Source organism: Methylorubrum rhodesianum (assembly GCF_014199985.1).
GTDB lineage: Bacteria > Pseudomonadota > Alphaproteobacteria > Rhizobiales > Beijerinckiaceae > Methylobacterium > Methylobacterium rhodesianum.
In genome coordinates this window covers 16,692-36,212 of record NZ_JACHOS010000024.1, presented here as the reverse complement: position 1 = coordinate 36,212, position 19,521 = coordinate 16,692, and the positions used below count along the sequence as shown (strand labels likewise).

Below are 19,521 nucleotides of genomic sequence, written 5' to 3'. Positions count from 1 at the left end.
ATCCGGACCCGGGAAGGTCCGGCGACCGGTTCCGACGAGTCGGCTTTCGCGGCGCAGGCTTATCGCGTATCTTACCGACCGTCCAGACGGTTTTTATCGCGGCCGGTCCGAGAAACCGATCTGATCGCTTCGAAAAAGCAATATTTCACAGCGATTTAGTTTGGCGATCCGGATATGGCGTACGGGAGTGGAGTTCGGAGTCGATCATGTCGCAGAGGACGCGCAGCCGCCGCGACGATCGCGCGGAAGTGATTCTTGAGGCGGCGGGCTCGGTGTTGCGCCGCGGCGGGGCGCGGGCTCTGACCATCGATGCCGTGGCGGCGCAGGCCGAGCTGAGCAAGGGCGGGGTCCTGCACCATTACGCCTCGAAGGATGCGCTGATCCTCGCCCTGGTCGAGCGCAAGCTGCAGCACCTGCGCGCCGGGATCGCCGCCTGCGAAGCCGAGCAGGCGGGGGGAGCGGCGGGGCTCGCGCTCGGGATGATCGAGCACCTGCGCCGCAGCTACTGCGACGAGGACGAGTTCAGCCGCGCCCTGCTCCTCGCCTCGGCCGAGAATCCGGACGCGCTCGCCGGCTACCGCGCCTTCGTGGCCGAGCGGCTCACCCGGTTCGAGGCTGCGGAGGGGCCGGCGGGGGTCGGGGCGGCGCTGTTCTTCGCGCTGCTCGGTCTCGTGATGGGCCGCACCCTCGGCTTCCATGACCTGAGCGCCGCGCAGATCGAACCGCTTCTGGGGGCGCTGGAGCGTGCGGCGCGGGAACTCGCCTGAAGCGCTTCGGCCGATCGGCTCGCTCATCCCGCCCTGCGTGGCGTGGCATCGGGGCGGGAGAAATCGGGCTCGGTGGAAACGGAGCTGCGGGGACGGGCTCGATCCGGCCGGATGGGCGCCGCCGAGCGGGTTCGAGGGACAGTCTAGTCCTGAAGGGGTAGCCTACTCCCAACGGACGAAAGGATGTTTTCGAAAAGCTCACATGACGGATGATGGCCGATCCGACGGATGTCGTTTACTCTCTGTCTCAAGCCAGCCCTGCCCGAGGGCGTAGCGGACGATGCTGGCGCGGGAGCGCAGGCCGAGCTTCTTACAGCCGCGGATCTTATAGGTATCGACCGAGGCCACCGAGATCGAGATCGCGAGGCTGACCTCCTTCATGGTCATGCCGAGGGCGATCAGCCGGAGCACTTCGCGTTCCCGCACAGTGAGTCCGCCCTCCTCGCCGGCATGGGGGACGGTCGGTCCGGCTTCCGTGCGGCCGGGCAGGGACGGCGGCGAGCGCATCTCGTTGTCGATGTAGCGGCCGCCGGAGACGACGGCCTCGATGGCCTCCAGCAGGCTGGCGCCGGCGGAGCGCTTCAGGACGTAGCCTTGTGCGCCTGCGGTCAGCGCCTCGTCGACGAAGGCGAGATCCTCGTTGACCGTCAGGAAGACGATGTAGACCGCCGAGCCGGCCTGGCGGAGTGCCCGTGCGACCGCGAGGCCGCTCATGCCCGTCATGGTGATGTCCATGACGACGACGTCGGGCAGCGTTCGGCCGACGAGGTCGAGAGCGTGCCGGCCGTCGCTGGCCTCTCCGACGACCTCGATGCCGGCGGTCTCGCCGAGCAGGCCGCGGACGCCGCTCCTGAAGATCGGGTGGTCATCGATCAGGGCGACCCTGATCCGTGCTTTCGCCATGCGCACATCATCCCCCTGTCATCGGCAAACGCGCAAGAATCGTCGTCCCGCCGCCGGGAGGCGATTCGATCATGAGCTTCCCTCCGAGCAGCATCAGCCGCTCGCGCATCCCCGCGAGTCCGAACCCGTTCCCCGCGCGACGCTCCGCCGGCCCCGGCTCGCTCGCGGATCCCGGCTCGCGTTCCGGTCCGAGACCTGGTCCGTCATCCTCGATCGCCAGCGTGACGCCGTCGCGGTTGTATTGAAGGGTCACGGAAACGTGGCCCGCCCCCGGCGCGTGCTTGATGACGTTGGTCAGCGCCTCCTGAACGAGGCGGAAAATCGTCACCTCGATCTCAGGCGTGAGCGGCACTGTGGTTCCGGAAAGCTGGAACTCGATCGGGACCCCGCATCGGTCGGACCATTCGCGCACGAGGCTGTTCAGGGCGAGGATGAGGCCGAGTTCGGCCAGCGCGACCGGGCGCAGCTCCCGAACCACCTGTCGCAGGCTGGCGGAAATCGCATCGACCTGCTTCAGCATCGCCCCGACCTCCTCGGGCGAGGGCTCGCGCCGCAGGCGGTCGAGCCGCAGCTTCAGCCATGCGAGCTGCTGTCCGGCCTCGTCGTGAAGCTCGCGGGCGAGACGTTCCCGCTCGGCCTGATGGGCCCGGTAGAGCTGGGCCAGCACCGCATCCCTGTCGCGCTCGGCCCGGGTACGGGCTTGGTCGGTGCTGCGAAGGTCGGCCAGAAGAAGATCACGCTCGCGCAGCAGCGCCTGAAGGCGGCTCTGATAGCGCTCGCGCTCGGCGAGTTCACGCCGCAACATGACGGCCTCGCTCGCCAGCAGGCTGAAGCGCGCGTCGCGCACCGACAGCAGCCGGACAAGAACGAGGGGATCCCGACTCTCACGGCTCAGGCGGCAGCCGTGACAGCGGTAGCGGCGCAGTCCCGTGCCCCGCTTGAGCGCGATGACGCCGGGAAGCGGTCTCCGCGCGGCCCGGGCCCGCGCCAGGAAGGCCGTCGAGGCCTTGCCGGTGAGATGGATCCGGGACCGGTCCTCCCGCGGCAGCAGCAGGCGGGCGGACTCGTTGGCGAAGGCGACGCCGCCGGAGCGGGCGACGACCAGAACGGGGTCGCCGATCGCTTCCAGGGCCCGCACGTCCTCCGGGCTCAGCGGACCCGGGCCGACCGCTGCCGACACCATGTCCTGGTCCATCGACGAGGCCCCCCTCTCGGCTCGTCAGTGGCTGAAGTGTCTGAGCGTGCGGGGCCGGGTCGGTCCGTCGCACGGACGGCATGGCGCAGAGCGTGCCCGCGGCGTCGCCCACGAAGGGGCGCTCGGCCGCTTGGCCGTCGAAGTCGTGGGCGAGCGGTCATCGCCTGCCGCGATTACTGACGTCATCGGAGCCCCCCAACTGTGCACGGCGGCCGTCGCGGCATGATCCATTCGGGTTACGGCGTGAACATTGGATCAGCGTCGCCGAGACGACCGTAGGGTTGCACGATATGCCTCCGTTGCAGCGCGGTATATAACAAAAGAGATTCGACGTTACCTCATTGTTGATAGTCCAAAGGACGTATTCAGTGACGGATTCTGGCCCAAGTGGGCGTATCCTGGCTGCCATCTGCCGTTTGGGCGACGATTTAAAATATTATTCGACCATAGAGGGTAGCCTCTTGAAGAAAGCTTGATGTCCATGGGCCGAGTGCTAAAAATCGGCGGTGTTGAGCTTTGCTGTGGCGTAGCGAGCTTGCAATTTTACATGTAACCAGAGGTTTGACCGCCGGATCAGGGCGCGCTTGCCGTTGTACAACTCGGCGGCAAAGCCTTTGCGCGCAATCGGCGCGATTCCCTCGTGCTCGGAGCGCGACAGCCAGATCAAGTCGGGTCTCATCCGAACAATATTCGCCGCCAGTGGAGTAAATGCTCAATCATGTGGCGGATCATCATCGCAGATGAGCAGAAGAGCTTCCGGCTCGGCCTGCGAAGGGCCCTGGAAGCCAGCTTGAGCGGCGTGATCATCGTCGATGTGGCCGGAGCGTCCGATCTGCTCAACAACGTCCGCTCGCCGATGAAGACGGACCTCATCATCGTCGGATCCCGCCTCCTTCCCGCCGGCGATCCGACCTATCTCGGGGCACTGAAGCGGGCGGCCGGCGTCGCACGCCTCCTGCTCGTTGTCCCGCATGCCTCCGCCGACCTGTTTCAGGATGCGCTGAGCCTCGGCTTTCACGGGTTGATCATCCGGCGGCAGCGTCCCGAGGAGATGGTCGAGGCGATCCGCACGACGCTCGACGGCCGGCTCTACGCTCCCAACGCGATCCTGGCCGCGAAGCCGCCCGAGGCCACCCCGGTGATACGGCCGCCGGAGCGCAACGTGCGAACGATCGGGTTGACCCTGCGTCAGCGCGAAGTTCTGGCTCTCATCGGCAAGGGGCTGTCCAATCGAGAGATCGCGTTCGCGCTGAACATCGCCGAAGCGACGGTGAAGATCCACGTCTCCGCCGTGATCCGGATGCTCGGAGTCAGAAATCGGACCGAGGCTGCGCTCCTCGCTCCGACAATCCTCAAGGGCAAAATCTAGTACGAACTGGATAGGCCCTGTTGGGGTGTCCAAGTTTTTTCTGACATGACAGGAAAGATCCCATTCGGTCTAGTTAATTTGTGCCTAACATCCTGCGACGCACAATACCTCTGTGCGAATGGCCCGAATAGAAGCGGCGTTCAGGAGAATCGGGCGCGGGAGGTTTCCTGCAGATCAGGGGAGTAGCTCCGATGGAACACATCGATACGCTGATTGTCAGCGACAATCGCATGGTTAGAGAAAGTTTGGTCGCGCTCCTGTCCGGTACCCGCTTCACGGTGCGACAGGTCGCGGCGAGTCCTGGGCTGCACCTGGCCGACCTCGAGGCGGCGCGCTTGGCGCTCGTCGTCATCGACGAGGAGGCGGCCTGCATCGTCGGGCAGGTCGCCGAGGCGCTGCCCGAGGTCAAGATCGTGGCGCTGGCGCTGCGCGACACCGAAGGTCTGATGCTGCGCAGCCTTCAACTCGGCGCCTCGGCCTACCTGACCGAGGATGTCTCGCCCTCCGATCTGCTGAAGACCCTGGAGGTCGTGATCGCCGATTGCGCGGTGCTGCCGATGAGCTTTCTCGGGCGTCTGTGCCTGGCGGCCGACCCCGTGCGGGCGCCCGGCCCGGTCGCTCCCCTGACCGGACTTCAGCGGGCGGACGGAACCTCCCTCTCCAGCCTGTCGAGCCGCGAGGTCAACATCCTAGAAGGCCTGGCGCTCGGCGAGTCCAACAAGGTCATCGCCCGCAACCTCGATATCGCCGAGGCCACCGTCAAGGTCCACGTCAAGGCGATCCTGCGCAAGGTCCGGGTCAAGAACCGGACGCAGGCCGCGGTCTGGGCGATGAACAGGGGCATCGTGACGAGCGGCGCCGCGCCCGCCGAGCGGTTCGGAAGCCTTCTGTCCCCTCTCCCCCTCGTCTCCGGCCGCGACGGGTTCACCTCCGGCACCCTGGCGGCCGTCGCCTGACGACTCGCGCGGCACCGTGAGGGCCCGGTGCCGCCCGCCCCCAACGCACCCGCCACCCGCGCGATCCAAGCGCGAGCCACGCCAGAGACGAGGAAGCCGGCCATGAAGGTGTCCGTGGTCACCCCGACGCTGAACGGCGTCGAATACCTGCGCGAATGCATCGAATCCTCGCGCGCCAGCGCCCGCAACGGCATCGAGGTCGAGCACGTGATCGTCGATGCGGGCAGCACCGACGGCACCGTGGAACTGGCGCAAAGCCTCGGCGCCACCGTGCTCCAGGGCAAGGATCGCGGCATTTTCGATGCCATCAACAAGGGTTCCTTCGCCGCCTCCGGGGAGTTGCTCGGCTTTCTCGGCGCCGACGACGTCCTGCTCGAAGGCGGGCTGGAAGCCGTGGTCGAGGCCTATCGGAGCGGCGGGAGGCGGTGGGTCGTCGGCGGGATCCGGTGGATCGACGGTCGCGGTCGCGGCCTCGGCGGCCTCGCCGCTCCGCCCAACTGGATGACGCCGCGCATGCTCGTGTGCCTCGGCTGGAACCCGGTCATGCACATGGCGACCTACATATCGCGCGACTTCTACGCCGAACTCGGCGGCTTCGATCACGCGTTCAAGGATTGCGGCGATTACGAGATGTTCTGCCGTGCCCTGGCACGGGAGCCCTACGCGCGCGTCGCTCGCCCGGTGGCCTGCTTCCGCCGCACCGGGCAGAACAACAGCGCCAATCTCGCCCACAAGGCGCGGGCGCTGGGCGAGGTCGCCCGGGTGAAGGCGGTCCACGGGCCGTCCTCGCGCATGGAGGAGCGGTTCTGGCGCTACGCGCTGAAGGGCTACTTCAACGCCCGCAACCCGGACTGGCTGGTCAGCAAGCAGCTCGATCTCGGCCGCAGCCGATTGAAGCTTCAGCCGCACGCCCACTTCTGATGTTCAGCGCGGCCTCGCATCGATCCCGTCGGGGGGAGCGGGGATCGTCGCGAGCGCGTCGCAGGTCCGTCCCCGGAGCCGTCATGCAGACGATGACCGAGCGAGCCCGCCCGGGGGCATCGGAGGGTCCCGCGGATGCACCGCGGATCCTCGAATTCGGCCTGATGCCGCTCGTGACCGCTGCCTTTCCCGAGCGTACGACTTTCCTCGACACGCGGCTGCGCTGGGCCGACGTCAGAACCCGCGCGCCCGGTTCCGGCAGCTTGCCCATGCGGTTGCTGGGTCTGGCGCGGCGGGTCGCCGGAATCGGCCGCGCCTGCTTCGTCCAAGACTACGACATCGTCGTGGCCCGCTGCGTCGGCCCCGTGAACAGCGCCGGACGCGCGCTGCCCGTCCACGTCGCCCTGAGCCTGATCGGCCTCGCCTTCCGCGGGCTCGTCCTGTTCGCCGCCCGCGGCCGCCGGGTCCGGCTCGTCGTCCTCGATGTCACGGATCACCTCACGATCCATCCCCGCGATCGCGCCTTCCTTCGCCGCTGCGACCTGTTCTTCAAGCGGGAGCTCGCGGCCAACCGGTGGAACACGCTGGAGACGGTGCTGCCCCGCGGGGCCTGCGCCGGCCATGCCCGGCAGGACCCGGGCTGCCTCGCGCTCCGGGCCAAGCTGCGTCCCTTCGCTCTCGGGATCGAGACTGCGGCCGTGAAGCCGCCGATCCCGGCCTCCGCCCGCAGCCATGACCTGTTCTACGTCGGCTCGGCGCAGGGAATTGCGTTCCGCGAGGCCGTGAACGGCGTCCTGCCGCGATTGGCCGCCCGGGGCTGGCGCATCCACGCCCCCGCGCGCCGCCTGAGCCGGGACGCGTTCGTGGAGGCCATCGGCCAGAGCCGGTTCTGCCTGTCGCCCGGCGGCGTCGGTTGGGATTGCTACCGCCATTACGAGGTCGCCTCGCTGGGCAGCGTCCCGGTCTTCGATACCCGCCCGCTGACCGGCATCGAGCCCTTCCTGCACGGCCGCGAGGGGTTCTATCTCGACCCGCAGGAGGATCTGGAGCGCGCCCTCGACCTCATTCTGCGCACCGACGACGCACAGGTCGATCGGATGACGGCCGCGGCCCAGGCTCTGGTCGAGCGGGTCTACACCTTCGACGCGCTGGCCCGTTACGTCATCAAGGAGACGCTGGCGCTAGGGCCGGTCGCCCGGCACGCTCCCCCGTCCGCGGGGGAGGCGCTCGTCAAAGCCGAACCCGGCCAGCGGCAGCCTTCGATGAACTGATCGGCGCGTCCGGGCCCATGGGCCATGCGATCGCAGCGGGACGAGAGCGGACGACCGTGGCCGTCAGGCCTCACCGCGCCGACGATGCGTGCAGCCAGGTTGACGCGACGGCCGTCACAGCCTATCTGACGCCAGCACCGAGCGCGGGGATACGGCCAACGCTTCCCCGAACGCGCCCCTCCGACCGGACGGGCGCGCGACGGCTCCGGTGGGGGATAGTTTAACGGTAGAACCGCGGACTCTGACTCCGCTAGTCCTGGTTCGAATCCAGGTCCCCCAGCCACTCAGATTTCTTAGCCAACCAGTTCGTTTCACGTCTCTCGCAGTCATCACGCTGCGTGGGTACGCTGCGAACGTCGTCCAGTCGGGCGCCGGGAGCGCGCCGTGGTTGCGACCGGCCTCCTGCGCGAAAGCATCTTTCGTTTCCCGCCTTGCCGTCCAGACGGCTCCGCTTGCGACGCGACCGTCCTCGCGGTGCCGTCGCGTCCGACATGGACTGAGGCGTGGCGGATGCGAGCCTGGCCGGAGCGGAACGCCTCGGCGTCAATCATGCATCTGACGCGAGCCGGTGCCATAGGCTGGGCCATGCGCTGGGGCCGAGAGCCCTTGCCACGGAGCCCATGCCGCGGAGCCCATGCCATGAACCGGCGGCGTCGCGTTCCACGGAACCGATGCGGTGTTTCGGTCGGGAGCGCCCGCGCTCCGCAACAGGATGTGCGTCGACGATGAGACAGGGCGAGACGAGCTCCCCGACCGACCGTGTTGGAACGATCTGCCGATCCCTTCGCCGGGCCATCGTGGAGCGGGCCCTGACGCCCGGGGACCGGCTGCCCGAGGACGCGCTCGGCGAGCGGTTCAGCGTCAGCCGCACCATCGCGCGCCAGGCGCTCGTTCAACTCGCGGGCGAGGGGCTGGTCGAGTTGCGCCGCAACCGCATAGCCGTGGTGGCGAGCCCGAGCTGGGAAGAGGCGCGCGACACCTTCGACGTGCGCATCAGCCTGGAGCGCCTCGTGGTTCAGCGGCTCGCCGGCCGCCTGAGCGCCGAGCAGCAGGCCGCGCTCGCGGACCATATCGCCGGTGAGGAGCGGGCGAGCGGCGGCCCGGAGGCGGCCTCGATCCGGCTCGCCACGGAGTTCCACCTGCTGCTCGCCGAGATGACCGGAAGCCCGGTGCTCGGCCGCTACGTCGCCGAACTCGGCTATCGCTGCGCCCTGATCCTGTCGCTCTACAGCCGGCCGCACTCGTCGGATTGCGCGGTGAGCGAGCACCGGGAAATCGTGGCGGCGCTGGTCGCCGGCGACGCCGGTCGGGCGGTCGCGTTGATGGATCACCATCTCGATGCGGTGGCCGAGCGGGCGCGCATCCTCACCGAGCCCCGGCGCGAGCGCGACCTCATCCGCCTGCTCGCGCCCTACGTCGAGGGCTGATCCGGTCTCCGCTCGATCGAAGCGCAGCCAGCCCGGATCAGCGAGCCCGCGCGGCGCCTGAGCGGCGCACGAGATCCACCTTGCGAAACGAACGACCGAATTTTGTACGACCGGTCAGGCCGACGCGCCCTGCCGCTCGAGAAGCCGCTCGGCGCTGTCGTTCCACACCTCCATGGAGACGATGAGGCCATCCTGAACGGTGAAGCGGTCGACGTAGCGGTTGCCCTCGAATGCGGTGCCGTCCGGCCAGGCGCCGTAGAGCGTGCCGAGACTGTAGACGGTGGTGCTGCCCTCGCCGGGCACCACGTCGAGCCGCTCCATCCGCTTCTTCACCCAGGCATAGCGGCCGGCATTGAAGGCCGTGACCTCGCGCGGATGCCGGAACACCCGGCCGCCGGTGAAGACGATCGCGATGTCGGGCTTCATGTAGCGCGCGGCGGTCTCGGGGTCGGGAACCATCGAGGCTTCCAGATAGGCCGTTACCGCCGCCGCGTCGCGCGCGGCCGCCGTTTCCCTCGCGTCCATGCCCGAATCCTCCATCCCGCTCGGCGACACCGATCGACCATGACGGAGTCGGCGAATGCCTGCATGCAGAAAGTGTATGCACTTTGACGTGACTTTGTGCACACTTTACCGGCAGCCGCTGCCCGATTCGGGAAAAGTGAGGAAAATCAACGGCGCATCGACTGGCACGGCTGTTGCGGTCGTCGGTCGACCACATACGGGGGACCGGATCGCCATGCCTCACCGCCTCACTGCCGCCCGCTCCCTGACGCGGCGCCTCGCCTTCGGTGCCCTCTTGGCGGGTTTCGCCAGCCTGGGACCGGTCAAGGCCGCCGAGCCGGTCCGGATCGGTCTCGTCACCGCGCTCAGCGGCCAATCCGCGAAGTCCGGCGAGGCGATCTCCCGCGGCATCGGGCTGGCGATCGAGGAGATCAACCGCAACGGCGGCGTCCTCGGGCGGCCCCTGGAACTCGTCGCCCGCGACGACGAGGCCAACCCGTCGAAGGGCGTGCTCGCCGCCCGCGAACTGATCCAGCGCGCCGGGGTCGTGGCGCTGATCGGCGGGCTCGACACGCCGGTCTCGATGGCGATCGTCCCGATCGCCAATCAGATGAAGGTGCCCTTCGTCGGGCCCTGGGCGGCCGGGACCGGGATCACCCGCAACGGGGCGGCCGACAACTACGTGTTCCGGGTCTCCGCGGTCGACGCGCTCGTGGACGAGGCCATCGTCGCCTATGCGGTGAAGACCTACGGCGCCAAGAAGCCCGGCGCGATCCTCGTCAACAATGCCTGGGGCGAATCGAACCAGCAGGGGCTCGTCGCGGCCCTGAAGGCCGCGGGGCTCCCCAGCGCCGGCATCGAGAAGTACGAGGCCAACGACATCGATATGGTGCCGCAGCTGTCCCGCCTGCGGGAGGCGGGGGCCGACGCGCTGTTCCTCGTCGGCAATGTCGGTCCCTCGGCCCAGGTGGTGAAGTCCCTCGACCGCATGGGCTGGACGGTGCCGGTGATCTCCCACTGGGGGCCGGCCGGCGGGCGCTTCGACGAACTGGCCGGCCCGAGCGCGGCGCGGGTCCACTTCGTCCAGACCTTCACCTTCGCGGGCAACGACAGCCCGAAGGCGAAGGCGGTGCTCGACGCCCTGAAGGCGAAGTACCCGGCGATCAAGTCCATGGCCGACGTCACGCCCGCCGTGGGCATCGCCAACGCCTACGATGCCACCCACCTGATCGCCCTGGCGATCCAGGCCGCCGGCGCCACGGAAGGACCGAAGGTCCGCGACGGCTTCTACAAGGTCCCGGCCTATGCCGGCCTGATCAAGACCTACGAGGCGCCCTTCGCCCCGGACCGGCACGACGCTCTGAAGCCGGAGGACTACATCTTCGCCAGCTTCCGCAACGGCGAGATCGTCGCGGTGTCCAAGTGAGGCGCGGTTCGAGCCGAGGCGCGGGGAGGCGTCCATGCTGACCGGAACCCTCGTCAGCGGGCTCGGCCTCGGCAGCATGTACGGGCTGGTGGCGCTCGGTTTCCACATCACCTTCGCCGTCTCCGGCACCGTCAACTTCGCGCAGGGGAGCGCCGTCACCCTGGGCGCGGTGCTGGGCTACGCCTTCGGGGTTCAGCTCGGCTGGCCGATGCCGCTGGCGGCCGCCGCGGCTCTGTCCGGCTGCGCCCTGCTCGGGCTCGCCGTGGAGCGCCTGCTGGTGCGGCCCTTCGTGGCCCGCGGCTCCGACGCGTGGCTCCTGGCGACGGTGGCCGGCGGCATCATCCTCGACAACGTCCTCCTGTTCACCTTCGGCAAGGAGCCGCGCAGCCTGCCCTCCCCCCTGGTCTCGGCTCCGGTCCAGATCCTGGGCGCGGGCATCTATCCGCTTCAGCTCCTGATTCCGGTGGTCGGCATCGCCGCCGCGGTGGCGATCCGCGCCGTGTTCCGCGGGACGGAACTCGGCCGTGTGCTGCTGGCGGTGGCGCAGAACGCCGAGGCCGCGCGGCTGATGGGCATCGACGTCGCCCGCACCGTGGCCTGCGCCTTCGCGCTCTCGGCGGTGCTGGCGGGCGCGGCGGGCCTGCTCATCGCGCCGCTCTTCTCCGTCTCGGCCGAGATGGGCGCGCTGTTCGGCATCAAGGCCTTCGCCGTGGCGATCCTCGGAGGGATCGGCTCGGCCACCGGCGTGGTGCTGGCGGGCCTGCTCTACGGTCTCGTGGAGGCCGGCGTCACCGCGACGCTCGGCTCCGGCGCGACCCAGATCGTCGTCTTCTCCGTCATCATCCTGGCACTTGCCCTGCGCCCGAACGGCCTCCTCGGCCGGGCCGCCGTCAACAAGGTCTGAAGACCATGCGCTCGCCTCTCCGGGCGCCGGCCGCGATGCCGCTCGCCATCCTGGCCCTGACGCTCGCGGGCCTCGGGCTCATCGCGGTGACGAGCGGCTACAGCCACTTCGTCATCGCGCTCGTCGCGCTGACGGTGGTGGCCGGCACCGGCCTCAACGTCCTCCTCGGACTCGGCGGGCTGATCTCCTTCGGCCATGCCGGGTTCTACGCGCTGGGCGCCTATGCGAGCGCGATCCTGACGCTGAAGGGCGCGAGCTTCTGGCTGGCGCTTCCCGCCGCCGCAGGGATCTCCGCCGTCGTCGGCGCGGCGCTCGCCGTGCCGGCGATGCGGGTGCGCGGGCCCTACCTCGCCATGGTGACGATCGCCTTCGGCTTCCTCGTCGAGCACGCGCTGATCGAGGGCGGCGAGCTCACCGGCGGGCAGAACGGCCTCGTGGTCGCGATCGGCCCAAGCCTGTTCGGCCTCCCCCTCGGCGAGCGCGACCTTGCGCTTCTCGCAGTGATCATGGCGGGCCTCAGCCTCTACGGCTTCCACCGGCTCCGCCATGCCCGCCTCGGCCAGGCGCTGCGGGCGGTGCGGGACGCGGATGTCGCCGCCGCCTCGCTCGGCTTCGATCCGGTCCGGGTGAAGACCGCCGCCTTCGCGATCTCGGCGGCGCTGACCGGGCTCGCGGGCGCGGTGCTGCCGCCCCTGATGCTGTTCATCGCGCCGAGTTCGTTCCCGTTCACGCAGTCGATCCTGTTCGTCCTCGCGGTGGTGGTCGGCGGGTCCGGTACCGTGCTCGGGCCGCTGTTCGGCGCGCTGGTGACGGTGCTCCTGCCCGAGGCGCTGTCGGGGCTGGCCGAGTACCGGCTGCTGTTCTTCGGCCTGACCACCCTGGTGGTGCTCTGGCTCGTGCCGGCGGGGCTCGTCGGCAGCCTCGCGCGCCTGCTGCCGCGGGGCGGCGAGGCGCACCCGGAGGCGCAGGCCGAGGCGCCGGACTTCCTGCAACGGGACGCGGGCGAGCCGCTCGCCGTCGAGGGTCTCGGGATCGCCTTCGGCGGCATCAGGGCGGCGGAAGGCGTGGCCTTCGAGGCGCTGCCCGGCGCGATCACCAGCGTGATCGGGCCGAACGGGGCCGGCAAGACCACCGTCCTCAACATGATCTCGGGCTTCTACCGCCCGAGCGCCGGCACGATCCGCCTCGGCGCGCGCGAGCTCGGCGGACGGCCGGCCCACGCCATCGCCCGCGCCGGGATCGCCCGCACCTACCAGACGACGCGGCTGTTCGGCTCGCTCAGCGTCGTCGAGAACGTGATCCTCGCCCGTGCGCCCGGGCGCCTGCTGCGCCGGGCGCGGGCGCGGGACCGGCAGGAGGCGGCGGCGTTGCTGGCCTTCGTCGGCTATGCCGGCGCCCTCGATCGGCCGGCGAGCGAGCTGCCCCACGTCGACCGGCGGCTGGTGGAGATCGCCCGCGCGCTCGCCGGGTCCCCGCGCGTCCTGCTCCTCGACGAGCCGGCCGCCGGCCTCGCCCGCGCCGAGACCGACCGCCTCGGCGCGCTGCTGCGGCGGATCGCGGGCTGCGGCATCGCCGTGATCCTCGTCGAGCACGACATGCCCCTGGTGATGGGCGTGTCCGACCGCATCCTCGTCATGGATGCGGGCCGCCCGATCGCCCGCGGCACGCCCGCCGAGGTGCGCCGCGACCCCGCCGTGCTCCGGGCCTATCTCGGGGCCGCCGAGACCCCGGCCCGGCCGCGGGCCGCGCCCTGGAACGGTCCGGCCGACGCGGTGCTGGCCGCCCACGGCCTCAGCGCGGGCTACGGCGCCGCGCCCGTCCTCGACCGCCTCGCCCTCGCGGTGCGGCCCGGCGAGACCGTGGCCCTGCTCGGCTCGAACGGCGCCGGCAAGTCGACGGCGATGCGGGCGCTCGCCGGCCTGCTGCGCCCGGTCGAGGGGTCGGTGGTGCTGGCGGACGCTCCGATCGCCGCGTTGCCGGCGCATCGCATCGCGCGGCTCGGTCTCGCCCTGGTGCCGGAGGGACGGCAGGTCTTTCCCGAACTCACCGTCGTCGAGAACATCCGCCTGGGCGCCTGGAGCCGCGGCGGCCGGGTCGATCCGGCCGAGGTCGAGGCCCTGCTCGACCGATTCCCGCGCCTGCGCGAGCGGGCGGGCAGCCGCGCCGGCCTGCTCTCGGGCGGGGAGCAGCAGATGCTGGCGATCGCCCGCGGGATGATGGCGCATCCGCGCATCCTACTGCTCGACGAGCCCTCCCTCGGGCTCGCGCCGGCGATCATCAACAGCCTCTACGCCACCGTCGCCGAGCTGCGGGATCAGGGCACGACCATCCTGATCGTCGATCAGATGGCCGCGCTCGCGCTCACCGTGGCCGACCGGGGCTACGTTCTGGAGCAGGGGCGCGTCGCCGCCTCCGGCACGGCGGCGGAGCTCAAGGCGGACGCGGCGCTCGAGGCGGCCTATCTCGGCGCCGCGTGAGACCGCGCGCTATCCCTCCACGACAGGATCGAGACCTTCCCCGTGACGACATCGGAGCCGACAGTGTCGAGCCATGGCCGCTACGCCTATTCCGCCCTGCCGGACCGGCCGGTCTACGATTGGCCGGAGGGGAAGCGCCTCGCGGTCTATCTCGCGCTCAACCTCGAGACCTTCGATTTCGGCGCGGGCCTGGGCGCCGAGCTGGCGCCGGGCGGGCCGCAGCCGGACGTGCTGAACTTCGCCTGGCGCGATTGGGGCAACCGGGTCGGCGCGTGGCGCATCCGCGACATGCTCGACGCCTTGGACCTGCCGGCGAGCATCCTCGTCAACAGCCGGATCTACCGGGACTGCCCGGGCCTGATCGAAGCCTTTCGCGCCCGCGGCGACGAGATCGTCGGGCACGGCCGCACCAATGCCGAGCGGCAGGGCACCCTTTCCGAGGACGAGGAGCGGGCGCTGATCGCCGAGGCGACCGCGGTGCTGACGCGCGAGGAGGGCCGGGCGCCGGCCGGCTGGCTCGGGCCCTGGATCTCCCAGTCGCGGGTCACGCCGGACCTGCTGGCGGAGGCGGGCTACCGCTACCTGCTCGACTGGTGTCACGACGACCAGCCGACCTGGTTCGCGACCCGCAACGGCGGACGCATCCTCTCGGTCCCCTATCCGCAGGAGCTGAACGACATCCCGGCCATCGTCGCGCGCAAGGAGACGGGGCGGGCCTTCGCCGAGGCGATCACGGATGCCTTCGAGGAGATGCTCCAACAGTCGCGCCGCGCGCCGCTGGTGATGGGCATCGCGCTCCACCCCTACATCGTCGGCCAGCGGCACCGCTTACGCCCCCTGCGTCAGGCGCTCGAACGCATCGCCCGGCATCGCGACGCGGTCTGGTTCACCACCGCGGGCGCGATCGCGGCGCACGCCGCCGAGCGGGCGATCTAGCGGCCCCGTGCGGTCCGGCCCCGCGCATTGCGCGGCGGCAGGCTCCCGTTCCGCCCCATCTCCGGAGACGCCGTGATGGATTTGAACCATGGATCGTAGCGAAGACCGTCGACCTGTCGGCCCGCACCCTTCGCGGCGCGCGCTTCTCCTGACCTCCGCTTCTGCCCTGGGGGCGACGACGATGCCGACCCGACTCTTCGCCGAAGCGGGCGCTGCCCGCGGCGCCCTCGCCCAGTCCAGCCAGGGCATGGTGACGAGCCCGCACGAACTCGCCAGCGAGGCGGGACGGGAGGTCCTGCGGGCGGGGGGCAATGCCATCGAGGCGGCGATCGCCATCAACGCCACCCTCTGCGTGACCTATCCGCATTTCTGCGGCCTGGGCGGCGACGCGTTCATGATCGTGAGCGACCGCAACGGCGCGAGCTTCACCCTGTCCGGCATCGGTCAGGCGGCGGCGAAGCTGCCGAACGAGGGACGGACGATTCCCGTCCGCGGCCCCGGCTCGGCGATCACGGCGGCGGCGGCCGTCGATACCTGGGACCAGGCCTTCACCTACAGCCAGCGGGCTCTCGGTGGGCGGCAATCCTGGAAGGATCTGTTCCAGCGCGCCATCGCCTACGCGACGGATGGCTTTCCCCTGACGCCGTCGCAACGCTTCTGGTCGAATTTCCGCGCCAAGGAGATCGGCGACTGGCCCGATATCGTGCGCGTCTTCACCGCCGAAGGCCGCATCCCGGAGGCCGGCGAGACGTTTCGCCAGCCCGATCTCGCCCGCACGCTCACGACGCTCGCGGAGAATGGCGGACGCGACTTCTACGAGGGCGAGCTCGCTCGCCGGATCGTGCAGGGGCTGGAGAAGGCGGGCTCGCCTCTGACGGCGGACGACCTCGCCCGCTGCCGGGCGCGCAACGAGAGCGCGCTGCGCGTACCCTACCGGGGCGGAGAGCTCGTCAGCCTGCGCCCGCCGACGCAGGGGCTGACCACCCTCGAGATCATGGGCGTCCTCGACCGCTTCGACGTGGCCGCCCTCCCCGAGGGCAGCGCCGACTACTACCACCTCCTCGTCGAGGCGGTGAAGCTGGCCTTCGTCGACCGCAACCGCTTCATCGCCGATCCCGATTTCGTCGAGGTTCCCGTCGAGCGACTCTTGTCGCCCGCCCATCTCGATGCGCTGGCCCGCCGCATCGATCCGCGCAAGGCGGCGCCCTGGCCGCACGTCTTCAAGACCGGCGACACCGTCTTCATCGGAGCGGCCGACCGGGAGGGCAATTGCGTCAGCCTCCTGCAGACGATCTATTTCGACTGGGGCAGCGGCGTCGTGGCGGGCGATACCGGCATCCTCTGGCACAATCGCGGTGCGGCCTTCAGCACGGACGACGGCAGCATCAACGTGCTGCGTCCGGGAAAGCGCCCGTTCCACACCCTCAATCCCGGGATGTACTTCAAGGATGGCCGTCCACGGCTGCTCTACGGAACGCAGGGCGCGGACGGGCAGCCGCAGACCCTCGCGGCGGTGCTGACGCGCCTGATCGATTACGGCATGGACCCGCTCACCGCCCTCGCGCGGCCCCGGTTCCTTCTGGGCAGGACGTTCTCGGACAGCCGCGACAGCCTGAAACTCGAACTCGATGCCGGCGAAGCGGTTTTCGCGGAACTCAAGGCGCGGGGGCACGAGATCAGCCCCATCCCCGCACAGAGCCCGCTCGCCGGTCATCCGGGCGCGATCCGCATCGAGCCTGACGGCCTCGTCGGCGCCCACGATCCGCGCAGCGACGGCCTCGCCCTCGGTCTCTGACGCCGGCGGAACGCGGACCGGTTTCGAGGCGTCGTGTGGCCGGTACCATCTTGGTGCCATTTTGGTGCCATGGCGGAGCCGAACCGGCCGGGGTCGCCCGCTCGCCGTCCGGCCGGCACCATGACGGCTTCGAACGGGCGGGGGCGAACCATGTCGCGGGTCTGGGACGGCATCATCACCGGCGGCGTGGTGAGCGAGGCAAGTGCGTCGGATCGGCATCGGCTGGCCGATGCCGCCAAGGCCTACGTCTGGACGAAGGTGCTGGCTCTGCTGCGCGAGCGCCCCGAACTCGTGAACACGACGCGGCCCGGCGGCTCGTCACTGTTCGCGCCGCTCCATCAGGCTGCGCACGGGAACGCGCCGCCGGGCATCTTGGACGAGCTGATCCGGCTGGGTGCCTGGCGGATGCTCCCGAACGCGCGCGGCGAGCGGCCGGTCGACGTGGCGGAGCGTTGCGGCCATCGGCGCGCCGCCGAGATCCTGCGCCCGGTGCTGCTCCGCCGCGTTCCGGCGGGCGTCCTTGCGGTGGTCCAGACCCACTTTCACGCCGTCATCCGTGGCCGCGCCGACGACCTCGTCCGCAAATCCGGCCTCCGGCTCCCCGAGCTCGGTCCGCTGCTGGAAATTCCGGCCGACGAAACGATCTGGTTTGCCGTGCCCGGCATGTACGGTGGCTTCGCCTACCGCCTTCGAACCGACGGCGTCGAGGCCGTGCTCGTCGCCGAGAGCTGGTGCCGCGTCGTCGGCGGCTCCGGGCAGCGGCACGAGATCACCTCGCGGGGAAGCCGCCGGGTCGCGGAGGGGTTTGTTTAGCCGCGTCGGATCAATCCTCGTGGCGTCCCGGCGCCAGGCGGCTGACCTCGATGATGAACTTCCGCCGCAGGGCCCGCGAGAAGTCGCCGTAGCCTGCCGCCTTCAGGAGGAAGGACCCGGGACCGGCCACGACGTGGGCCCGGTACCATTGCACCAGATCCGTCCGCTCCTGCGGGAGCGGCGTGGCGCGAAGCCCGTATCCCGGAGCTCGGTAGGCGCCGGCGCCGACGACGTCGTTCTCGCCCGGTACCAGGATCGGCAGGCCGTTGATCGTGGCGCCGGTGGCCAGCAGCGCCGTCCGCTCCGCCTCGAGATCCTCCGGATCGGTGCAGTTGTCGATGCCGTCGCCCGAGACGTCGACAACGATCCGCTCGGCCGGAACCGGCATCGCCGGAAGAATGGTCCCTGCCACGGTTCGAAACATCTGGCCGAGACAGGTGAACTCGCCCGATTGCCGGGGCGTGGCACGGACCTGGGCCGCCACCGCGAGGGCGTCGGCACGGCTGGCGATCCGCCGCCAGCCTACGGCGAGGCCCGCGCGGTCGGCCCAGGTGACCATGGCGAAGAGGGTGCCGCCGGGATTGCCCGTCATCGCCGCGATCACGCCCGGATCCTCCAGCGCCTCGGCGATGCCCTCCATCTGCAGGACGAAGCGGCTGTCATCGACCGATTGCGACACGTCGACGGAGACGACGAGGGCGACCGAGGCCGCGCCCGCCGGCTCGGCGCGGGCGCCGCCGGCGGCCGCTCCGGTCAGGACCGCCGTGAGGAGCGCCGCGGCGGCCGTGAGGCCGAACCCGGTGACGCGACGAAGCGCTCGTGCGGGGGGGCTGCGGCGGTCGAGAGGGAGGAGCGACATGGTCGAGGTTCGGGCTCAGGCTTTGCCGAGGAAGCGGACGGAGCAGCCCGGCCACTGCGCCACGAGCCGGCCGCCCTTCTCGGGGCCGAGAACCATGCAGGCGGTCGACAGGCCGTCCGCCAGGAGGCCCGTCCCGGCCGTGACGGTGACCGAGGCGAGGCCGCGCGGCGAGCGTCCGGTTGTGGGGTCGAAGATGTGGTGGTCGGCCCGGTCGGGCGAGAAACTCGTGCCGTAATCCCCCGAGGTCGCGGCAAAGCCCGAGAACGGGGCGATCACCGCCGCCATCGCCTCCGGCCGGCGCGGGTCGGCGATGCCGAGCTGCCACGGTGTGCCGTCGGGATGCGCGCCCATGGCGCCGAACTCGCCGGTATCGACGAAGGCGTCCGTGATGCCGCGCCCCCGCAGGGCGGCCATCACCCGATCGGCGGCGTGGCCCTGGATCAGGGCATTCAGCGTCAGCGCCGTGCCGGACTCCAGCACGATGCGCTCGGGCCCGAGCGCGACGCGGCGCCAGCCGACCCGGGCGACGGCCTCGCGCAGGCGGTTCGGATCCGGCTTGTCCCCCCGGGCCGCGGCCTCGGCCCAGACCGGCCAGAGCGGCTGCACGGTCGGGTCGAACGCCCCGTCGGTCCGATCCGCGAGATCGAGGGCGAAGCCGAGCATCGTCGTGAGGTCGGCGGGCGGCGCGTCGAGCCACCCGTCGCGGTTGAGCCGCGACAGGGCACTGTCGGCGCGAAACAGGCTCGCGGCGGCCTCGACCGTGCGCAAAGCGGCAAAGCCCTCGGACAGCCCCGCATCGAGGGCCGCCGGGTCGGGGCCGGCCGCGGTGAGCGCCACCGTGGTGCCGAAGGCGAGGCCGGCGCGGGTGCGGCTCGCGAGCCCCCGCGCGGCGGCCAGCGCCCGGAACGCGGCGGGACCGCCGAGGCCTGCCAGGCCGGCGAGCCCGGCCATGCCGAGGAGGAATCGGCGCCGGGACGGGTGTTGCGGCATCGGCATCC

General features: G+C 70.5%; 18 protein-coding genes and 1 tRNA gene. 13 read left to right on the top strand and 6 right to left on the bottom strand.

Features of this window, described 5'->3' with window-relative positions; genetic code table 11:
* Positions 1–206: 206 nt before the first annotated feature.
* Positions 207–767: a TetR family transcriptional regulator gene (locus HNR01_RS25090; protein WP_153875911.1), complete on the top strand. Its 561-nt coding sequence runs from the start codon at positions 207–209 to the stop codon at positions 765–767.
* 198 nt (positions 768–965) lie between these two features.
* On the opposite strand, the gene HNR01_RS25085 is transcribed toward HNR01_RS25090, so the two are convergent.
* From HNR01_RS25085 to HNR01_RS25075, 3 genes are all read right to left on the bottom strand, one after another.
* On the bottom strand, positions 966–1,670 hold the full coding sequence (locus HNR01_RS25085; RefSeq protein WP_183670499.1) for a response regulator transcription factor: 705 nt from the start codon (positions 1,668–1,670) through the stop codon (positions 966–968).
* 7 nt (positions 1,671–1,677) lie between these two features.
* Positions 1,678–2,853 carry a sensor histidine kinase gene (locus HNR01_RS25080; protein ID WP_246417647.1) on the bottom strand — a complete coding sequence of 392 codons (1,176 nt, stop codon included), beginning with the start codon at positions 2,851–2,853 and terminating at the stop codon, positions 1,678–1,680.
* 505 nt (positions 2,854–3,358) lie between these two features.
* The gene (locus HNR01_RS25075; RefSeq protein ID WP_157228102.1) at positions 3,359–3,532 is read right to left on the bottom strand and encodes a hypothetical protein; all 174 of its coding nucleotides are present in this window, start codon (positions 3,530–3,532) and stop codon (positions 3,359–3,361) included.
* 51 nt (positions 3,533–3,583) lie between these two features.
* Here HNR01_RS25075 and HNR01_RS25070 point away from each other — a divergent pair, with 51 nt between their 5' ends.
* The 6 genes from HNR01_RS25070 (at position 3,584) to HNR01_RS25045 (ending at position 8,809) form a co-directional block, all read left to right on the top strand.
* Positions 3,584–4,234, top strand: a complete 651-nt coding sequence (locus HNR01_RS25070) for a response regulator transcription factor (protein WP_017483765.1) — start codon at positions 3,584–3,586, stop codon at positions 4,232–4,234.
* Positions 4,235–4,425: 191 nt separating this feature from the next.
* Positions 4,426–5,190 carry a LuxR C-terminal-related transcriptional regulator gene (locus HNR01_RS25065; RefSeq protein WP_026105411.1) on the top strand — a complete coding sequence of 255 codons (765 nt, stop codon included), beginning with the start codon at positions 4,426–4,428 and terminating at the stop codon, positions 5,188–5,190.
* 102 nt (positions 5,191–5,292) lie between these two features.
* Positions 5,293–6,111, top strand: a complete 819-nt coding sequence (locus HNR01_RS25060; protein ID WP_017483763.1) for a glycosyltransferase family 2 protein — start codon at positions 5,293–5,295, stop codon at positions 6,109–6,111.
* Positions 6,112–6,194: 83 nt separating this feature from the next.
* Complete coding sequence (locus tag HNR01_RS25055) at positions 6,195–7,382, top strand: CgeB family protein (RefSeq protein ID WP_183670495.1); 1,188 nt, start codon at positions 6,195–6,197, stop codon at positions 7,380–7,382.
* Positions 7,383–7,591: 209 nt separating this feature from the next.
* Positions 7,592–7,665 (top strand) — tRNA-Gln (locus HNR01_RS25050).
* Positions 7,666–8,107: 442 nt separating this feature from the next.
* A complete protein-coding gene (locus tag HNR01_RS25045; protein ID WP_153875917.1) occupies positions 8,108–8,809 on the top strand; it encodes a GntR family transcriptional regulator in 702 nt (233 codons plus the stop codon).
* Between the two features lie 114 nt (positions 8,810–8,923).
* Here the strand turns inward: HNR01_RS25045 and HNR01_RS25040 are convergent, their stop codons facing one another.
* Positions 8,924–9,334 carry a nuclear transport factor 2 family protein gene (locus tag HNR01_RS25040; RefSeq protein WP_026105410.1) on the bottom strand — a complete coding sequence of 137 codons (411 nt, stop codon included), beginning with the start codon at positions 9,332–9,334 and terminating at the stop codon, positions 8,924–8,926.
* A gap of 214 nt (positions 9,335–9,548) precedes the next feature.
* Here HNR01_RS25040 and HNR01_RS25035 point away from each other — a divergent pair, with 214 nt between their 5' ends.
* The 6 genes from HNR01_RS25035 (at position 9,549) to HNR01_RS25010 (ending at position 17,664) form a co-directional block, all read left to right on the top strand.
* A complete protein-coding gene (locus HNR01_RS25035) occupies positions 9,549–10,739 on the top strand; it encodes an ABC transporter substrate-binding protein (RefSeq protein ID WP_183670493.1) in 1,191 nt (396 codons plus the stop codon).
* A 34-nt stretch (positions 10,740–10,773) separates the two neighbouring features.
* Positions 10,774–11,643: a branched-chain amino acid ABC transporter permease gene (locus HNR01_RS25030; protein ID WP_183670491.1), complete on the top strand. Its 870-nt coding sequence runs from the start codon at positions 10,774–10,776 to the stop codon at positions 11,641–11,643.
* A 5-nt stretch (positions 11,644–11,648) separates the two neighbouring features.
* Positions 11,649–14,120: a branched-chain amino acid ABC transporter ATP-binding protein/permease gene (locus HNR01_RS25025; RefSeq protein ID WP_183670489.1), complete on the top strand. Its 2,472-nt coding sequence runs from the start codon at positions 11,649–11,651 to the stop codon at positions 14,118–14,120.
* A 63-nt stretch (positions 14,121–14,183) separates the two neighbouring features.
* Positions 14,184–15,056: a polysaccharide deacetylase family protein gene (locus HNR01_RS25020; protein WP_183670535.1), complete on the top strand. Its 873-nt coding sequence runs from the start codon at positions 14,184–14,186 to the stop codon at positions 15,054–15,056.
* An 88-nt stretch (positions 15,057–15,144) separates the two neighbouring features.
* Complete coding sequence (ggt, locus tag HNR01_RS25015) at positions 15,145–16,851, top strand: gamma-glutamyltransferase (RefSeq protein WP_183670481.1); 1,707 nt, start codon at positions 15,145–15,147, stop codon at positions 16,849–16,851.
* A gap of 150 nt (positions 16,852–17,001) precedes the next feature.
* The gene (locus HNR01_RS25010) at positions 17,002–17,664 is read left to right on the top strand and encodes an ankyrin repeat domain-containing protein (protein WP_183670479.1); all 663 of its coding nucleotides are present in this window, start codon (positions 17,002–17,004) and stop codon (positions 17,662–17,664) included.
* A gap of 10 nt (positions 17,665–17,674) precedes the next feature.
* Here HNR01_RS25010 and HNR01_RS25005 read toward each other — a convergent pair whose 3' ends face one another.
* Together HNR01_RS25005 and HNR01_RS25000 are read right to left on the bottom strand one after the other, a co-directional pair.
* A complete protein-coding gene (locus HNR01_RS25005; RefSeq protein ID WP_183670477.1) occupies positions 17,675–18,523 on the bottom strand; it encodes a DUF1194 domain-containing protein in 849 nt (282 codons plus the stop codon).
* A 15-nt stretch (positions 18,524–18,538) separates the two neighbouring features.
* Positions 18,539–19,519, bottom strand: a complete 981-nt coding sequence (locus tag HNR01_RS25000; RefSeq protein ID WP_017483752.1) for an FAD:protein FMN transferase — start codon at positions 19,517–19,519, stop codon at positions 18,539–18,541.
* Between the last annotated feature and the right edge of the window lie 2 nt (positions 19,520–19,521).